The sequence below is a fragment of the Virgibacillus necropolis genome, assembly GCF_002224365.1.
In the GTDB taxonomy this organism is placed as follows: domain Bacteria; phylum Bacillota; class Bacilli; order Bacillales; family Amphibacillaceae; genus Virgibacillus_F; species Virgibacillus_F necropolis.
In genome coordinates, this window is record NZ_CP022437.1 from 3,611,948 (window position 1) to 3,630,675 (window position 18,728).

Annotated in this window: 14 protein-coding genes; 7 read left to right on the forward strand and 7 right to left on the reverse strand. The window is 37.0% G+C overall.

The window, feature by feature from the left end; genetic code table 11:
* Positions 1 to 103: 103 nt before the first annotated feature.
* The 4 genes from CFK40_RS17200 to CFK40_RS17215 all read left to right on the forward strand — a co-directional run bounded on the left by CFK40_RS17200 (position 104) and on the right by CFK40_RS17215 (position 5,045).
* On the forward strand, positions 104 to 1,162 hold the full coding sequence (locus tag CFK40_RS17200; protein ID WP_089533628.1) for a TDT family transporter: 1,059 nt from the start codon (positions 104 to 106) through the stop codon (positions 1,160 to 1,162).
* A 104-nt stretch (positions 1,163 to 1,266) separates the two neighbouring features.
* Positions 1,267 to 2,775: a spore germination protein gene (locus CFK40_RS17205; protein ID WP_089533629.1), complete on the forward strand. Its 1,509-nt coding sequence runs from the start codon at positions 1,267 to 1,269 to the stop codon at positions 2,773 to 2,775.
* Between the two features lie 18 nt (positions 2,776 to 2,793).
* Positions 2,794 to 3,903 carry a GerAB/ArcD/ProY family transporter gene (locus tag CFK40_RS17210; RefSeq protein ID WP_089533630.1) on the forward strand — a complete coding sequence of 370 codons (1,110 nt, stop codon included), beginning with the start codon at positions 2,794 to 2,796 and terminating at the stop codon, positions 3,901 to 3,903.
* Entirely contained in the window at positions 3,903 to 5,045 is a 1,143-nt protein-coding gene (locus CFK40_RS17215; RefSeq protein WP_089533631.1) for a Ger(x)C family spore germination protein, read from the forward strand. The genes CFK40_RS17210 and CFK40_RS17215 overlap by 1 nt, the downstream gene beginning before the upstream one ends.
* 204 nt (positions 5,046 to 5,249) lie before the next feature.
* Here the strand turns inward: CFK40_RS17215 and CFK40_RS17220 are convergent, their stop codons facing one another.
* The 4 genes from CFK40_RS17220 to CFK40_RS17235 form a co-directional block, all read right to left on the reverse strand.
* Entirely contained in the window at positions 5,250 to 6,068 is an 819-nt protein-coding gene (locus tag CFK40_RS17220; protein ID WP_089533632.1) for an aldo/keto reductase, read from the reverse strand.
* 93 nt (positions 6,069 to 6,161) lie between these two features.
* Positions 6,162 to 7,370 (reverse strand): quaternary amine ABC transporter ATP-binding protein, encoded by a 1,209-nt coding sequence (locus tag CFK40_RS17225; protein ID WP_089533633.1) that lies wholly within the window; start codon positions 7,368 to 7,370, stop codon positions 6,162 to 6,164.
* Positions 7,367 to 8,227: an ABC transporter permease gene (locus CFK40_RS17230; protein WP_089533634.1), complete on the reverse strand. Its 861-nt coding sequence runs from the start codon at positions 8,225 to 8,227 to the stop codon at positions 7,367 to 7,369. Before CFK40_RS17230 ends, CFK40_RS17225 begins: the two co-directional genes overlap by 4 nt.
* 164 nt (positions 8,228 to 8,391) lie before the next feature.
* Positions 8,392 to 9,390 carry an ABC transporter substrate-binding protein gene (locus CFK40_RS17235; RefSeq protein ID WP_089533635.1) on the reverse strand — a complete coding sequence of 333 codons (999 nt, stop codon included), beginning with the start codon at positions 9,388 to 9,390 and terminating at the stop codon, positions 8,392 to 8,394.
* Positions 9,391 to 9,903: 513 nt separating this feature from the next.
* On the opposite strand from CFK40_RS17235, the gene CFK40_RS17240 reads away from it, so the two are divergent.
* Both CFK40_RS17240 and CFK40_RS17245 read left to right on the forward strand, forming a co-directional pair.
* Positions 9,904 to 10,350 (forward strand): MarR family winged helix-turn-helix transcriptional regulator, encoded by a 447-nt coding sequence (locus CFK40_RS17240; RefSeq protein ID WP_089533636.1) that lies wholly within the window; start codon positions 9,904 to 9,906, stop codon positions 10,348 to 10,350.
* Positions 10,350 to 13,502, forward strand: coding sequence for an MMPL family transporter (locus tag CFK40_RS17245; protein WP_089533637.1), 3,153 nt, complete (start codon positions 10,350 to 10,352; stop codon positions 13,500 to 13,502). The genes CFK40_RS17240 and CFK40_RS17245 overlap by 1 nt, the downstream gene beginning before the upstream one ends.
* 221 nt (positions 13,503 to 13,723) lie before the next feature.
* Here the strand turns inward: CFK40_RS17245 and CFK40_RS17250 are convergent, their stop codons facing one another.
* On the reverse strand, positions 13,724 to 14,794 hold the full coding sequence (locus CFK40_RS17250) for an undecaprenyldiphospho-muramoylpentapeptide beta-N-acetylglucosaminyltransferase (RefSeq protein WP_089533638.1): 1,071 nt from the start codon (positions 14,792 to 14,794) through the stop codon (positions 13,724 to 13,726).
* Positions 14,795 to 14,907: 113 nt separating this feature from the next.
* On the opposite strand from CFK40_RS17250, the gene CFK40_RS17255 reads away from it, so the two are divergent.
* Positions 14,908 to 16,266, forward strand: a complete 1,359-nt coding sequence (locus tag CFK40_RS17255; RefSeq protein WP_089533639.1) for an MATE family efflux transporter — start codon at positions 14,908 to 14,910, stop codon at positions 16,264 to 16,266.
* Between the two features lie 29 nt (positions 16,267 to 16,295).
* On the opposite strand, the gene CFK40_RS17260 is transcribed toward CFK40_RS17255, so the two are convergent.
* Both CFK40_RS17260 and CFK40_RS17265 read right to left on the reverse strand, forming a co-directional pair.
* The gene (locus tag CFK40_RS17260; RefSeq protein WP_089533640.1) at positions 16,296 to 17,720 is read right to left on the reverse strand and encodes an aldehyde dehydrogenase family protein; all 1,425 of its coding nucleotides are present in this window, start codon (positions 17,718 to 17,720) and stop codon (positions 16,296 to 16,298) included.
* A gap of 118 nt (positions 17,721 to 17,838) precedes the next feature.
* Positions 17,839 to 18,330 (reverse strand): hypothetical protein, encoded by a 492-nt coding sequence (locus tag CFK40_RS17265; RefSeq protein ID WP_089533641.1) that lies wholly within the window; start codon positions 18,328 to 18,330, stop codon positions 17,839 to 17,841.
* Positions 18,331 to 18,728: the final 398 nt, after the last annotated feature.

Below are 18,728 nucleotides of genomic sequence, written 5' to 3' on the forward strand. Positions count from 1 at the left end.
TACTATTTATCTACCTCCAATTCCTTAGCTATTGTTCATCTTTATACCAAAAAGTGATATAATACACCATGTGAAGGTTTAGTGAACGAATGGAAGTGAACGTATGCAACAAAAGAATAACTACAAAAAAATAGAGCCAGCATCTGGTGCCATTATTATGGCAATTGGAATCTTTTTAATTGGTACAGTAAATGCTTTTCCCGTATTGGATATAACATTTGGTAAATACCTAGCGATTATTGTCATGATTGCTTGGGTCGTTATTTATAAATCATTATCTATTCAATTTTTCCAAAAGGACTTTTTGATTCCATTTATTAAACACCCTGTTAAATCTTTTACAATTGGGACCTGGATTGCTGGGGTTTCTGTGTTATGTAATGTGTTTATCAAATATTTCCCTGATATTATCCTTATTACACAAGCAATGGCGATTTTAAATACATTTTTATGGTTGTTTTTCTTAGTGACCTGCTTTTATAACTTTCGCAAGCTGTATTTTGAAAATCAACAATACCCAGTACATGGTGTCATACTACTATCAACTGTTGGTACACAATCAATTATCTTACTGTTGAACAATGTATTTTTTCGATTTCCAACTTATTTTTCAGAAGCCATTATCATTCTTGGGTTTATGTTTTATTTAGCTGGAATTGTCTTAATAAGCAAACGGTATGTAAAACAAAAAAATTGGTCTCTGGCAAACGATTGGTCCAATACGAACTGCATTATTCATGGTGCATTATCGATTACAGGCTTAGCGATTGTTACTACTAACACGTTTACTCCAGCGTTTATTGCTGCTTTTTGGGTAGTAGTATTCTTATTACTTGTCGTCATTGAGGCTATAGAAATATTACGTGCAATTGTTCGGATTAAAAAGTATGGATGGAATAAAGGATTATTTGAATACAATGTTAGTCAATGGTCAAGAAACTTTACCTTTGGGATGTTTTATACATTTTCCTTAGTCATGCATTTTAACTCCTTTTATCCGATACCAGATATGCTTTTTAATTTCCAAACTAGTTTCATGGCATTTTGGGCATGGATTGTTTTAAGTGCATTAATCATTCAAATTGGTATCTTTATTAAATCGCGTATTGAAACGTATAGCCATGTAAAGGGTAGAAAAGTAACTCACTATAAGGCTAGTTAGCCTTCTATACAAAAGCACTACAGGAAAAATCCTGTAGTGCTTTTTGTAATAAATTTGATTGTTTCTCGCATACTAACACTACAAGCTTTTTTCAGGAGGTTCCTATGCGAAAAAGTCGGCATAAAAATAAGAGTAGATCCTCCATTTTCCCGATAAAAGTGGATGAACTACAGGATTTATTAGAAAGTAAATTTGAGAATAATCCGGACTTAATTTTTACTATCTATGAACATCAACAGAAAAAAGTTGCTATATTCTTTATTGCTTACCAAGTGCAGTCTGATAAATTGGAAGAGTTTTTATTACAACCTTTATTAAATAAAAAGGAAGAATGGACGAATAAATCACTATTAAATGAAATTCCGTTAAGTACTGGTGCCACTAAAGATAACTTGGAAGATATACTTGAAAAGCTATTAATAGGAGAAGTCTTTGTATACCCTGAGGGTGAGAAAGAAACCGTATCCTTTTTACTTTTAAAGAAGGAAAAACGTCAATTGGCAAGAGCCGAAACAGAATCACTTGTTTTAGGACCAAAAGTAGCTTTCACAGAATCATTAGTGACCAATTTAAATCTTGTTCGTTGGGGAATTAGATCTACTGACTTGGTATTGGAAGAGATTAAAGTAGGGAAAATAACCCCTCGAGAAGTTCGGATAGTCTATATGAAATCAATCGCCAATGAATCTGATGTGAATACGATGCGGCAACGTATACAAGATTTAAACGTAGATACTATTGAAGATAATACAGTGTTAATGCAGTATATTGAGGATTCACAAATCACCATTTTCCCACAATTCTATTCAACTGAATTACCTGATCGCTTTTGTTACACAGTAACAAGTGGAAAAGTAGGCGTATTAATGGAAGGTAGCCCAAATGGATTCATTGGGCCAACGACACTGTTTAGTTTTTTTGAATCAACTGAAGATATATATATGCGGTGGAATGCTGGTTCTTTCTTCCGTATTTTACGTTTCGTTGCCATGGTTCTGTCTGTATTACTTACACCATTATATGTAGCAGCTGTTACCTATCATTATGAATTAATTCCAACGCCAGAATTAATTACACTCGGTCAATCACGAGCAGCTGTTCCTTTCCCACCATTACTCGAGGCCCTAATTTTAGAATTCATGATTGAATTACTCCGCGAGGCAGGCGCTAGACTCCCTACGAAGGTAGGGCAAACAATGGGTATTGTTGGTGGTATCGTTATAGGGCAAGCTGCAGTTGAAGCTGGATTAACAAGTAGTATTCTCATTATCGTGATTGGAATTAGTGCACTTGCATCCTTTACATCACCTAGTTATTTAATGGGGACTACCGTCCGGGTGATACGATTTCCAATGATTATATTAGCTGGTCTGTTCGGAATTATTGGCATTATGCTAGGTATTTGCTTCTTAATCATTCATCTATTACGCATCACATCACTTGGACGACCTTATTTGACACCACTATATCCGTTTATGTGGAAGGATTTTAATAAGGCACTATTTCGTTTACCTCTAAATCTGCAATCCAACCGTGCATTTTTATTACGACCTAAGGATGCTACTCGATACAAAAGGAAGGAATCAACGAAAAAGAAAGACATAGATGAATAGGAATAGGTTGGTGAAATAATGGATGTTAATGTAAAAATGAAAGGAAATCTGCAGATTCGTGCGTTCTATCTATTTTTCATCATAACCTCTATTCAAACAGGGGCAGGAATTATGGGAGCTCCAAAGTTTATATATCTTGAGGCTAACCGCGATTCGTGGTTAGCTATCCTGATTGCATTTGTTTATATGATTTTAGTTGTATTAGCTATATGTATCATAGTAAAACAATATGATAACGCAGATATATTTGGAATCCAAATTGACATATTTGGTGTTTGGATCGGCAAGCTTTTCGGGTGCATATTCATTATTCATATTATCGTGAGCCTGTTCTCTATTTTAATCACCTACATTGAAGTTATCCAGATATTTATATTCCCAACGTTTCCCACTTATACATTAGCGCTTATTTTATTAAGTTTAGTCATGTACAGTGTACTTGGAGGTATTAGAGTTATCGTAGGGGTCACGTTCATCTTCTTTATTTTAATTCAATTCTTAATGGTTCTATTAATTGTACCAGCTATGCGAATAGACATATTGCATTTTTTACCTGCATTTCAATCCTCTTTCGTTGAATTATTAAAAGGAGCAAAAGCTACTTCTTACAGTTTCATTGGTTTTGAAATACTATTATTGTTATATCCATTCATACAAAATAAAAAAAACATAAAGCTTCCCGTTATTCTTGGGTTGGCATGGACAGCCTTTACGTTGCTTCTTGTAACGGTAATAGCCATTGGTTACTACAGTCCTAATCAATTGGGAAATTTGGATTGGTCTGTGCTTGGTTTATTTAAAATTGTATCATTTTCTTTTCTTGAACGGTTTGACTATGTTGTTGTGTCAGCTTGGATGATGGTTATCTTGCCTAATCTTCTCTTGCTAATGTGGGGAAGTACATATGGGGTTAAACGTTTATTTAACGTATCGCAGAAAAAAACACTTTATATTTTCACTGGGTTGTTGGTAGTTCTTTGTAGCTTCTTTAAAGACAGTCACGCCATTACTAATTTCGTTTCAATTATAGGTCAGGTAGGGTTCTGGATCGTATTTGTCTATCCATTTGTATTGCTACCATTAGTATTAATAAAAAAGAAATGGCGTAAACATAAGGGTGAAGTGTAATGAGGAATAAAAAATTAGTAGCTTTATTATTATTGTCCATCATTTTACTAAACGGTTGTCTACCATCTAAAGAAATTGAAAGTCTAGGAATTATTAATACAAGAGGTGTTGATATTCTCGATGCTGGAAAGTTGAAGACTACAATTGTATATTTTCAATTTGATACCCAATCAAAAGAAATTACGAAAATTATATCTGGCATTGGCGAAACAATAAAAGGAGCGAGAGCAAACGCTAATTTTAAAACCAATTTCGAGTTAACTCCTGGCCAAATTCGTTTGGAATTATACGGGATAGAAGCAGCGAAGAAAGGCATACTCCCCTATCTAGATACGTTGGCTCGAGACGCCAAGGTTGCGGATACCATGTTCCTAGCAGTAAGTGAAACAACAGCAGAGGAAGTTATAACCATGGGGCAAGACGATTCCTCAGTTAACGTTGGGCATTATTTATACCAATTAATTGAGCGAACTTTAAATGATGACATCATTCCTCGAACGACCCTGCAGGATTTCATCCATATCTATTATGATGTAGGTGAAGATCCTATATTGCCTATATTAAAAATGGAGGAAGGAAGACCTTATTTACACGCTATGGCATTATTTAAAGGGGACAAGTATGTAGGCAAAATACCTACAGAAAAAGCTTTTTTATTAAATATGCTAGAGAAAACGGTTGAAACAAGCATGTTAGAATTGGAGCTTCCCCTTGAGCCATTTAAAGAACAATTAGTAAATTCTTCGGATAAAAAAGATGACAAAAAAACATTCAATGCGCTACTAAGAGTGTTGAACGGTAATGGAGAAACTAAGATAAGTGATTTGAACAATTTAACATTTGAAACACGTGTAAAGATTGATTTACGTTTACTTGAGCTATCAAAAGAAATCAAACTTAAGAACCCAAAGATTGAGATATTATTAGAAAAAAAAATTGAAAAAAACCTAGAACAACAGTATGCAGATCTTTTAACTAAAGTACAAGAACTTAATGTTGATCCGTTTGGATATGGAAGTATTTACCGAAGTCAAAAAGAAAATGGAAAATTAACGGATAAAGATTGGAGAAATAGATTTCCGGACATAAAAGTAAATTTTCATGTCGACGCTAAAATTTTGCGCCATGGCATTACCCAATAAGAAAAGCGCAAGCGCTCGAAAGACACGAGAAGCATAAGCAGAGCGGTGCAGTGTGGGTGCTTTTGCCTCGCGCGGAAGCGAACTGCTTATGTCTCGAGTGTCTAGGGCGCTTGCGCTAGACAGATAATCGCCAAAATTTTATACTTTTCTTTGCTCTTAATAAACGCGCTCGCATCATTAAACGCGGCGCGTATGGCAATTACATTATCTCATATCGTTAGGATGAGATCCTATTCTCATATCCTCATTCATCTGATTCAGATATTCCATGTCCTTCGTCGATAGTTTAAAATCAAATACATTAGCATTTTCCTTTTGACGTATTGCTTTGACTGATTTTGGTATGACTATAAAATCATTTTCTAAATGCCACCTAATGATTAGTTGTGCAACCGATTTATCATAGTTGGAGGCCATCTTTGTTAATAGTGGATCATCTAAGTACCTGGCTCTTCCAAGTGGTGACCATGATTCCACAGCAATACCATGCCGACGACAATACTCAACCGTGCTCTTTTGTTGTAATTTAGGGTGCAATTCAATTTGGTCAACTACAGGTGTTTCATTAGCTGTTTTTGATAATTCTTCCAAATGATGATCAAGAAAGTTACTTACACCTATCGCTCCTACACGATCAGTCTTATTAATCTCTTCTAAGGCTTTCCAAGTATCAGGAAAACCTTCTGGGATTGGCCAGTGAATCAAAAATAGATCTAGATAATCAAAACTTAACTTTTCCATACTTCGCTCAAAGGCCTTTAAGGCATTATCGTAACCGTGATCATCATTCCATACTTTACTTGTTACAAAAATATCTTCACGGGGAATTCCTGAATTACGTATCGCTTTGCCCACCCCATATTCATTTCCGTAAAAGCTTGCTGTATCAATATGTCGATAACCTAAATCAAGTGCACTTAATACTGTATCATATACTTGGTCTTCTGGAACCTTATATACACCAAGACCCAACCTAGGAATAGAAACACCATTAGAAAGCTTTTTCAAACTCGGAATATCCATTTTGCACCACACCTTTCTTATTACTTCTATCTATTACCCTTATTTTAACAGAAAAAACTGACCATCGTTGACAGCCAGTTTTTCTTATCTTTTTCACCCATGATATTCTGCACTTTCACTTACATCTTTAGACACAAGTCCTGACAATACATGTACTCGAAGAATGAATCCAATGAGCTTATCTTCACTATTCACTACTGCCAATGGGAACTTAGATTCCAGTGTTTTCGGAATTAGCTCACTTACATACTCATCTTGCTGAACAATGGTAATATCTGTCCGCAACACATCTGCCAACTCTTGCTTTAATTTTATTCCTTTAATCGCATCATCAATCGTTACAATGCCTTTGACGTGTCGCTTTCGATCTACAACAAAAACACTAGATATATTATTCTCTTCCATTTCTTTAACGGCAACATTGAGTCCATCTTTCGTCGAAACTAGTGCGTTTGGTTTGATCATAACATGCTCAGCTTGAAAAACTTTCGAACGATCTATGTCCTTGATAAAATCTGAGATATAATCATCAGCAGGTTGTTCGATTATATCCTCTGGGGTTCCTACCTGGATGACTTTACCATCCTTCATTACTGCAACGCGATCACCTAGCTTAAAAGCTTCATTTACATCATGTGTGATAAAAATAATTGTTTTTTGCAAGCGATCCTGAATATCTAATAATTCTAATTGCATTTCTCTGCGTATAAGCGGATCGAGTGCACTAAAAGGTTCATCCATTAAAAGTATATCCGGATCATTTGCTAGCGCACGAGCTAATCCTACACGCTGTTGCATCCCACCAGATAACTGATCAGGATATTTTTCTTCCCAACCTTTTAGGCCAACCACTTCCAGATTTTTTCGTGCAATTTCTTCACGTTTTTCTTTACTAACTTTACGAACCTCTAAACCATATTCCACATTGGCTTGCACAGTTCGATGATTAAACAAACCAAAGTGCTGAAACACCATTGCTATTTTTTCTTGGCGAACTTTTTTTAATTGCGCACCACTATACTTGGCAATATCTTCACCGTCAATAAAAATCGATCCATCCGTTGGTTTGTTAAGTAAATTAAAACAACGAATTAAAGTTGATTTTCCACTACCGGACAATCCCATGATTACAAAAATTTCCCCTTGATTAATTTCCATTGATGCATTATATACGCCCACTGTATGCCCTGTTTCGGCTAGAATTTCATCTTTAGTCATTCCTGCTTTGATTTGAGGAATAACTGATTTAGGTTTCGAACCAAATATCTTGGACACATTTTCTAACTTTATTTTAGTTGTCATTCGTTAATCCTCCTATGCTTCTGGAGTTTATCCGCTACGCCACCAGTGACACGGTCTATAATTATTGCTAGAAATACAATACTAATTCCTGCTTCAAATCCGAGTGAGATATCAATCCGGTTAATAGAAACTAGTACTTGCTCCCCAAGTCCCTGCGCACCAACCATAGAAGCGATAACAACCATCGCAAGTGCCATCATAGTTGTTTGGTTTACACCGGCCATGATTGTCGGCAAAGCTTGAGGCAACTGAATTTTATTTAACATTTGGAACCTTGATGAACCAAATGATTGTGCGGATTCAATTACCTCTTTATCTACACCACGAATGGCAAGCTCGGTTAACCGAATTACAGGAGGAACCGCGTATATTAAAGTAGCAAAAATTGCAGACACGTTTCCTAATCCAAAGAAAAATATTGCGGGTATCAGGTAAACAAAGCTTGGCATGGTTTGCATAGCGTCCAGGATTGGTCGCATAACAGTTGAAAATCCCTTACTAAATGCCATCCAAATTCCTAACGGGATCCCTATTGCAAGCGAAATAATTACCGCTGTCAATACGATCGCAATCGTTATCATCAAATCTTCCCATAACCCAAAGGTACCGATTAAAAAAATAAATATACCATATATTATCCCTGAGACGAGTGATTTAAAATACCAACCTAACAAAACAATAATGAGTATAAATGCCCACCATGGCATCCATAATAATAATGCTTCAATTCCATTAATGATGTCTGATGAAAATAAATAAATGAAATCAAATAGAGGTTTAAACCTTGTATCTAAAAATCCTACAAATTCTTCTACATAATCCCCAAGATTCGTTGTTATATCTGGAAAGATTCCCATAGGCAGACTGTATAGCTACAGCCCTCTCACCTCACTTTTTTTTAGATTATAACGGCAGCCAACCCACAGAGGCCAGCTGCCAACTTTTTACGGCTCGTTCTAGCACCCACTGGCCAGAGCCTTCAGGTCATAAGCCAATAAATAGACACTTGTGCTTTTGTTCACTACTTCATGGAATCTTTGACTTTTTTAGCCACGTCTTCTGAAACCCAACCTGTCCAGATATCTTCATGTTCACCCATCCACCAAATTGCTGCTTCTTCAGGTGATGCTTGATTTTCTTCCATATATTTTAGAGCTTCTTCGGTTAATTTAGATGTTGTTTCATAGTTGCTTAAAAAGTCTACAACTTTTGGTGCCTGATCAGGCATATCTTTATGAACAGCTACTACTACATCATTTGGTGGGAATTCTGTTCCTTTTGTTTTTTCCCAAATCTCCTGATCAAATTCCGGCTCTTGTAGTAACGTAAGATCATATTTTGCAGTAACAGCAGTAGGGGACCAGTAATAACCGACCCAAGCCTCTCCAGCTTTAATAGCATCTGTCATGGAAGCAACAATTGCTGCGTCTGAACCGGGCATAAAGTTTACAAATGTATCATTTAAACCATAAGTATCCATTTTTTGAGTAATAGCTTCCGCCACTGCCCAACCACTTGGCGCATTTATCAAACGACCCTTTTCAGGCTCTGCAGGATCTGCAAACAATTCAGGGTAATTTTTTAAATCCTCAACTGTTTTCAAATCAGGCGCCATTGGCTCAATTCCTCTTTCTTCGTCCCCTTCTATCACATATGTAGGAACATATAAACCTTGTACATTATCATCAAAGTTTACTGAAACCTTTTCAATTTCTCCTGCGTCAATAGCTTCGTTGTATATTTCTTTAATATTATCTGTCCATACTTCCATGTAGACATTGATATCACCTTCCGTTAATCCTTGGAAAGTTGCTGCAGTTGATCCAGGAGTCACTTCTGTTTCATATCCATAACCCTCCTCAACGATTTTTTGTGCAATGCTATTGTGGACGCGAATACTGTCCCATCCCGCATCAGCAAATACAATTTTATCCAATTCACCACTAGATTCAGATCCTTCGCCACAGGCTGAAAGTACTACTAGTACGGCAGTCGATAACAACATAAAAATTTTTTTCATCTTCATTGCCCCTTTTTAATTTTTTTAATAATGAAAAAATACAGGTGATACATAACCATAAATGATTGCTATACGAATAAAACTAAGAGTGGTTATAGGGTAGTAACTTATTACTGAGGATAGCTAGAAGCACTGTAGGAACAATTACGCGAACAACAGTATTAATGATATAGGAAAACACTCCCATTAATCAAACGGGCTTAAGCACGTTATAACAGTATAAAGTCCGTTGTACAAGCTTTAGGTGTGGGAAACCTTCACATCCTTTCAATATTGGCACAAATACTTTAAATAACGCCATTATTATACATAAAAGTATTTATTTCACAGACTTTAAGCCTATTTACTATACCCCCCTTCCCTTTTTAGATCATGAAACCAAAAATGTCTATTTTGTGACATACATAATTATTAATTGATTATCCATACTAATCTTGTTATTATAAAACAGTTCACTTGTTAAACTATTCATCAATTGAACCTTTTTCACTTATTTGGAGGTGGTCTAAAATCATGAATATTTATTTACTTATTAGTCGTTATCAAACTGCGATGAATACCATTTACCGCGGTGTTAATAGTATTTTGAAGGAAAAGATACATTCGGATATTACAACGGATCAATTTTCTACTCTGCAATATATTAGAAATAATGAAAAATGTATGAGTACAGATATCGCTAATGCATTTGGAGTTGGGAAGAGCGCTGTGACCGCCCAAATTAACCGGTTATTTGATAAAGGTCTCATCGAACGAAACCGGGATCAATCAGATCGAAGAAATGTTTACTTAAACGTCACACCCAAAGGTTTGGATCTAGTCAATTTTACCGAAAAAGAAGTTTATGCAGTAATCGGGGACCAGCTTTCCCATTTTGATAAAGAAGAAATTACAATGTTTATCGAATCACTTGAAAAATTAGCAAACGTAATGGAAAGTGACAAAGGGGGAACACATTAATGAAACAAATTATACGATTTCGTTGGCTCATTGCTATAGTTTGGGTAGCCATAGCAGCTGGGTTATTTATTTTTGCGCCAAACCTTCAAGAACTTGTGCGGGAGAAGGGGCAAATTTCTGTACCTGAAGACTCTCCATCACAAGAAGCAAGTGCACTAATCGAACAAATGTCAGCTGGTAACGGCGAGAATACAGCAAGTGCTGTCCTTGTTTTTCATGATGAAAACGGAATCGATAAAACAGAAAAACAAGAAGTCTCAAACGCTATTGATCAATTAAAAGAAAATAAAGGAAAGCTTGGTCTTTCCAACCTTTTAGCTTTTACAGAGGATCCAGCAATTGCAGAACAAACCGTGTCAGACGATGGTACAACTATTCTGGTGCCATTTGATGTCTCACTTGCTGACCAAGAAGTTGGAGCTACGCGTGAAAAAGTTTATAATACCGTTGATAATATTGATGTAGAGCACTACTTAACTGGTGAAGAATATATTCAACTTGATATAACGAAGAATTCAGAAGAAGGGTTAAAACGAACTGAAATCATCACGGTTGGATTGATTTTAATCATCCTATTTATCGTTTTTAAATCGTTAGTTGCACCGTTTATTCCCTTACTAACAGTAGGTATTAGTTACCTTGCAGCCCAAGGAGTGGTTTCCATCCTTGCTGATAGTGTTGGATTTCCATTATCCACATTCACGCAAATTTTCATGGTTGCCGTTATGTTTGGAATCGGAACAGACTATTGCATTTTATTAATTAGTAGATTTAAAGAAGAAATCGCGCATCACGATTCCATTAAGGATGCCGTGCTAGCAACCTATAAATCAGCTGGTAAAACAATCTTTTTTGCTGGATTAGCAGTATTAGTTGGCTTCTCTGCAATTGGATTATCAACCTTTTCACTATACCAATCTGCCGTAGCCGTTGCAGTGGGTGTAGCGGTTGTTTTAATCGCTTTAGCAACGCTCGTACCATTTTTTCTTGTCGTTTTAGGTAAAAAACTTTTCTGGCCATTTGATAAAAATGTCTCTCATAAAGAAAGTAAATTATGGAAGTCTGCTGGATTATTTGCATGGGGTCGTCCTGTGATTTCACTACTTATCGTAGCAGTAATTACCCTACCTTTTTTATTTACCTTTGATGGGGATAAATCATACAATTCCCTTCAAGAAATCGGGGATGAATATGGTTCCGTAAAGGCGTTTAATTGGATTGCGCACAGCTTTGGCCCAGGACAAACGATGCCAACGACTGTTGTCCTGGAAACAGATGAACCCATTGATTCTGTAGAGGAATTTCAGGATATTGCAACATTATCACAAGAAATTGCCCAAATGGATGGTGTTGATCAGGTTAGAAGCGCAACAAGACCTGCTGGTGAAATCATTGAAGACTTTTTGGTCAAAAATCAAACTGGTCAATTAGCTGGTGGAATTAGTCAAAGTACGGAAGGAATAAAAGAAATTCAAGAAGGTCTTGCAAAAGCTGCCGAGGAATTGGAAAATGCGACACCTGAACTTGAGGAAGCACAAAATGGTGTGGACCAGTTAATGGAAGGCACGCAAGCTGCAAATAACGGTATTGGAGATATCAGTGCTGCTCTAACAAAAATCCAAAACGGTATCCAATCTGGATCTCAAGGTGCTACAGAAATTAAAAATAATCTGCAGACAATTAAAGGTAACTTGGATAAAACGATTGCAGGAAACCGTCAGCTGTTGGATGGCTATCAACAGCTTGCTGATGGACTCGGCGATTTCGGTAACACACAAAGTGCCGATGTACAGCAACTTGATAAACTAACAGGTGCATTACAGGGTGCGAAACAAAGCATCGAAAATGCAAAAAATATTGCAGTTGAATCAAATCCAGACCTTGGTAACGAGGGGTCTGAGTATATGAAACAATACAATACATCAATCGCTCAATTAGATGGAGCTATAGGTGGTATTAATCAATTAAAAGAACAACTTGGAAAGCTCGCAGGTGCACAAACGCAAATTGAGAACAATGTTATCGCACCCCTGAACGAATTGAATGCTGGGTTTAGTGATTCTATCGCAGGTCAAGAGCAACTATCACAAGGACTCGGCCAGCTAATTGGTGGTATTGAGCAATTACAATCAGGTTTAAATCAAGCAGCAAGTGGTCAGGGTCAAGTGATAAATAATATTCCAAGCCTGCAAGATGGCCTATCACAAGTATATGGTGGCCAGGAAGAATTGAAGACGGCATTTGCTGACATGCAAGATCAACTTGGACAATTATCGACAGGGCTTGGAGAAAGTTCTGACGGATTACAACAAATTTATGATGGCCTCTCAGAGGTAGAACGTTACCTTGGGGATTTCAACACTGAGGGAAGTAATCCTGCGGTTGTCATACCAGAACAAGCCTTGGAAAGCGAAGCATTTGTGGAAGGAACCAAACCATATATTTCAGATGATAAAACGATCACGAAATTTGATGTAGTGTTAAAGAATAACCCATATTCGACTGAAGCAGTCAATATGGTAGATAAGATTGAGGATACAGTTAATGATGCAAAAGATGGCACTGTATTTGCTGATAGTGATCCGAAGCTTGGTGGTATAAGCAGTACAAATAACGATCTTCAAAATATCTCAGATGCCGATTATTCTCGAACCGTCACGCTTATGATTATCGGTCTGTTCATTGTACTTGTGTTCATGTTACGATCCATCATCATTCCAGTTTACTTGATTGGATCACTTGTTTTAACGTATTTCACATCTCTTGGTGTTGCAGAAGTTATTTTTGTAAACATCCTTGGGTATGATGGATTATCATGGGCAATCCCATTCTTTGGATTTGTTATGTTAATGGCGCTTGGAATTGATTACAGTATATTCTTAATGGATCGTTTCAAGGAATATAAAGAGATTCCAATAAAAGACGCGTTAATTAACTCGATGAAAAACATGGGAACCGTTATTATTTCAGCAGCTGTTATTTTAGGCGGTACATTTGGGGCAATGCTTCCATCAGGCGTATTATCACTTTTGCAAATCGCAACAGTGGTTCTAACAGGATTATTCCTTTATGCCTTTGTCATGTTACCATTATTCGTACCAGTCATGGTCCGACTTTTCGGCAAAGTAAACTGGTGGCCGTTTAGAAGATAATTTAAGTGAAACAACCCATTCTTTAGGAATGGGTTGTTTTTTTGTTAGAAGCATTGTTGAAAGTTTCCAACCGCCTCTGAACAGTCGCCTCCGCTTTTCTTTGGCTAGCTGCGGCTCCTAGAAGCTGCCGTCATAAGCAATTGACACTCCAAACGCCATAGACCAGGCGTTTTACGGTCTCTCGCTTATGCGTCCGCTTCTGAACAGTCGCCTCCGCTTTTCTATTTACTATTATTTTTTATGATTTCTATTACGCGGTCTTTTGATTTTGCGCTTTGGTAGGATTCCATATTGGTTTTCATGATTAATTCATGGTCTTTTAATTGAAGCAGTTCTTGCACAAGCGTTTCTTCATTCAACTTTTCTTCTTCCATTACACGTGCATACCTTTTCTCAGCAAAGGACTTTGCATTAATAATTTGGTCTCCCCTGCTTGACCCTTTAGACAATGGGATTAATAACATCGGAATTTTTAAAGACAAAAATTCAAATATAGCGTTCGAACCAGCTCGCGACAAGACAAAGTCAGTTGCTGCGAAAAGATCCTTCAGCTCTTCGTTTACATATTCAAATTGGATGTAGCCAGATCGGTTAAATTCGGGTTCTGTTTTCCCAATACCACAAACATGAATAATTTGGAATTCATTTAACAACTTATCTAGACTAGCGCGTACACTATCATTAATTTTTTTCGAACCACCGCTACCACCCATAATAAGTAAGACAGGCTTCTTGTTTGTGAAACCACAAAATGCTAATCCTTTTTTTTCATTTCCTTGGAAAAGTTCGTCACGGACTACTGCACCAACATATTCTGCCTTTTGTTCAGGTAGATATTCCATGGTTTCTGGAAATGTTGCCAGTACTTTTTTAACAAATGGTATTGCGATCTTATTGGCCAGACCAGGTGTGAAATCAGATTCATGGATGACGGCAGGTACCCGCCGCACTTTTGCAGCCAATACAACTGGGACAGATACAAATCCACCTTTCGAAAAAATAATCGAGGGTTTACTTTTACCAATAATTCGCCATGCTTGCATCGTTCCTTTTAACACCTTAAACGGATCCTTCAAATTTTCCTTGGACATATAACGACGAAGTTTTCCAGTAGAAATTGGATGATACGTTACACCATCCAACTGTTCAATTAGCTTTCTTTCTATTCCATCCTTTGAACCGATATAATTAATTTCCCATCCCTCTCGCTTGAAGATGGGAATAACTGCTAAATTTACAATAACATGACCGGCTGTTCCTCCGCCTGTAAACAGAATACTTTTTTTATTCATTAATAGTACGTCCCTTCTTTCGCAATACGAAGTAAAACGGTATAATTGCACTTATAATTCTTTACAATCACTACTTTATACTAGTAGAAAATCATAGAAAAAGGAAGACATTTATGTATGAAACTTCGACGATAAAAGAAAAATTAAAGCTGTTTACAATTATTCTTATACCAATTCTAGTTACGCAAGTCAGCATGTATTTAATGAACTTTTTCGATACAGTGATGTCTGGGCAGGCTGGCGCTACAGATCTTGCCGGTGTGGCAATTGGATCTAGTCTTTGGGTACCCATCTTCACTGGAATTAATGGTGTTCTTCTCGCCATTACACCAATCATCGCACATTTAATTGGCGCAAAGGCTGATCATGCTATTGCGAAAAAAGTTCAACAAGGTGTTTATTTGGCTTTGGCACTTGCAATCCTTGTTGTCGTCATAGGAGCTTTTTCATTAAATCCTATTTTACAGGCGATGGACTTGGAATCGGAAGTAAGACATACTGCGAAATTTTATATTATTTGGCTTGTGACAGGAATTGTACCTTTATTCATTTTTAATACATTACGCTGTTTTATTGATGCACTTGGTCAAACACGTATATCTATGGTCATTATTTTAATCGCTTTACCGATAAATATATTCTTTAACTATATATTTATTTTCGGTAAATTTGGTATTCCAGCATTTGGGGGAATTGGGGCTGGAATTGCTACTGCACTCACCTATTGGATCGTTTGCTTTATTGCATTTGGAATTTTATTTAACATGCATCCTTTTCGAGAATACAATCTTTTTAAAAATTGGGTAAAGCCATCGTTAGTTGATTGGTGGGAGCAGTTAAAAATTGGTATTCCAATTGGGGTTTCCATCTTTTTCGAGACTAGTATCTTTTCAGCTGTGACCATATTTATGAGCGTGTACAGCACATATACAATTGCAGCACACCAAGCGGCAATTAACTTTGCTTCTTTATTATATATGATTCCATTAAGTGTAGGAATTGGACTTACGATTGCGGTAGGCTATGAAATTGGTGGTAAGCGATTTGCCGATGCTAGGACATATGGATACATTGGAATTAGTGGTGGTATATTTATTGCCATTTTTGCTGGGCTTGTTTTATACATGTTTAATGACATGGTAGCGAACCTTTATACAGATAATGAAGAGGTAGTGGAATTAACAAAACAGTTTATCTACTATGCAATCTTTTTCCAACTGGCCGATGCTTTTGCCGCTCCTATTCAAGGTGCATTGCGGGGATATAAAGATGTAAATGTAACACTAATTACATCATTTGTTTCCTATTGGATCATTGGCTTACCTAGCGGTTGGTTACTAGCTAACTACACGTCGCTTGAACCATTTGGCTATTGGGTCGGTATTATTATTGGACTAAGCTGTGGCGCAGTTGCCTTGCTTTGGCGTTTATTGCATCTACAAAAAAACAAAAAGATACAACGAGCTAACTAGTAGCCCGTTGTATCTTTTTCTTAAAACACTTATGATGAAAGACCTAAGATAGCTTTCGTTTCGAGGTATTCTTCAATACCGAAATCGCCCCATTCTCTTCCGATACCAGATTGCTTATAGCCACCAAACGGTGCAGAGAAGTCTGCCCCAGCATTATTGACAGTTACTCGACCAGCTTTTATACTTGTTGCTACTTTACGTAATGTTTCATTATCATTTCCAATCACATAACCAGCTAGTCCGTACACGGTGTCATTTGCAATTTCAATTGCTTCGTCGACCGTTTCGTACGTGATAATGGACATTACTGGTCCAAAAATTTCTTCCTGCGCGATGACCATGTTGTTTATAACATCTGTAAAAATAGTTGGTCGAGCATAGTATCCTTTTTCAATACCTTCTGGCTTACCAGTACCACCAGCAATAAGGGTTGCACCTTCACTAATTCCTTTTTCGATATAAGACTGAACAGTATCCCATTGTTTTTTAGCAACGAGTGGACCTATGAATGACTTCTCACGAGGGTCACCAACAGGGAATTTTGGTAGCACGTTCTTGACCGCTTCTTCAAATTCTTCCTTAATAGAAGCAGGTACAATAATGCGTGTAGCCGCAGAGCAAACCTGACCCGTATTCATTGCAATATGATTAACAGCTGCTTTAGCCGCTTGTTCTATATCTGCATCCTCTAGTACAACCAGAGGGGATTTCCCTCCTAGCTCAAGCGCGAAGTTCTTAATTGTCTTGGCTGCATTTTCCATAATCTTTTGCCCAGTGCCAACAGAGCCTGTAAAGGAAACGAAATCAATGTCAGGATGAGAACTAATACCATCCCCAATCACAGAACCTGAACCATTAACAAGGTTAAAGACACCTTTAGGAACGCCAGCAGCATCAAAAATCTCCGCTAAAATAATCGCAGCAAATGGTGTCAATTCAGATGGTTTTAACACAACTGGGCTTCCTGCTGCAAATGCACTTGCAATCTTGGTTGACGTTTGATTTGTTGGAAAGTTCCATGGTGTAATAAGCCCACTAACACCTACTGTATCCTTTACAATTGTATGGTCACCACGATCCTCGGTAAATGAAAACTCTTTAAGTGATTTTGCAGCTTGCGAAAAATGCGCATAGCCCATTTGATAGTGAACCTTTTCTGAAATATTAAGCGGTGCTCCTAGTTCATCAGTCATGGTTTCAATGAGATCCTCTTTACGTTTTTCATATTCAGCGGTAATCTTCTCAAGCATTTTTATTCGTTCTTCTTTAGTTGTTTGTGAAAAAGAAGGAAGCGCTACTCGTGCAGCTTCTACTGCCTTATCCAAATCTTCTTTAGTACCTAGACTGATTTTCCCCATTACTTCTTCTGTTGCTGGGTTAATGACCTCTTCCGTATCAGTGCCGGTTGATTCTACCCATTCGCCATTAATATAATGTTTCAATTGGTTACGCATCGTAAACATTCTCCTTTTATTTAAACAATACTAGTTTTTATGCTTAGATTATTTGTTTGTTTCTAGTGAGTATATTACCGTAATTGACTCAGTTAAAACATACAACGTTCAAGAATGCTTACTGTAAAATTTCCTTTATAGTTGATAAAACCTCTTTAAGTTCAGCAGCTTTTCCCGATTGATCTAACGTAAACCATGATATCCCAGGAATAAATAAAACAAAGCATCCTATTACCATAGCTATTGTCCATTTAGGAAAAGCAGCAGGGTCTTTTATCATCACGCCAAGAACTAACGAAATAACGGCAGTAAAGACGCCTATGATAAAAGGTGACGGAAAGCTAATTTTATTTATGTCGTCTAGATAAGTAATTAGAGAATTAACCTTAACTTTTAATAGCTTTTTTTCTTGCATACTCAACTCATCTAATTTTCTATCTAGCAATGGTAAATTTCTATAGAAAGTTAGACTATATTTTTTATTATTCCGGCGCTGGTTCTCATTGGTAGACTTAATAAGATGGCTTTGTAACTTCAGAAGAAACTTTTCTGTTTCGGGTTCTTTTAAGATATCTCTTAATTCTTTACTAATCCCACTAGTTGATTCCAAATTAAACAACTCCAAAATAGATTTCGTATGTAGATAATAATCTACCTACATAAACTATTCTATTAAGGTTAAAATTAGTTTATAACTGGAAATCATATTATCTTCCTCATAGCTTAATAAGAAAAGCGCAAGCGCCCGTTTAGCAACGTACAAACTGGAGCACTCCGCAATGAGATAAAGGAAACATGCCCCTGCAACAGGGGTATGCCGACGCTGGGCGGCAAGCTCGCCTTTAGTCGGCCTTCCTTTCTCAACAACCGATGTTGACTTATCGTAGTGGAGGAGTGTGAAGTTTGCTAGTTGCTGGGCGCTGGAGCTAGACATGACCGTTGATATAAGTAAGCTTAATAGAGCCAAATTTTATACTTTCCTTAAATATCAAAAAAGCGAGGAAACTC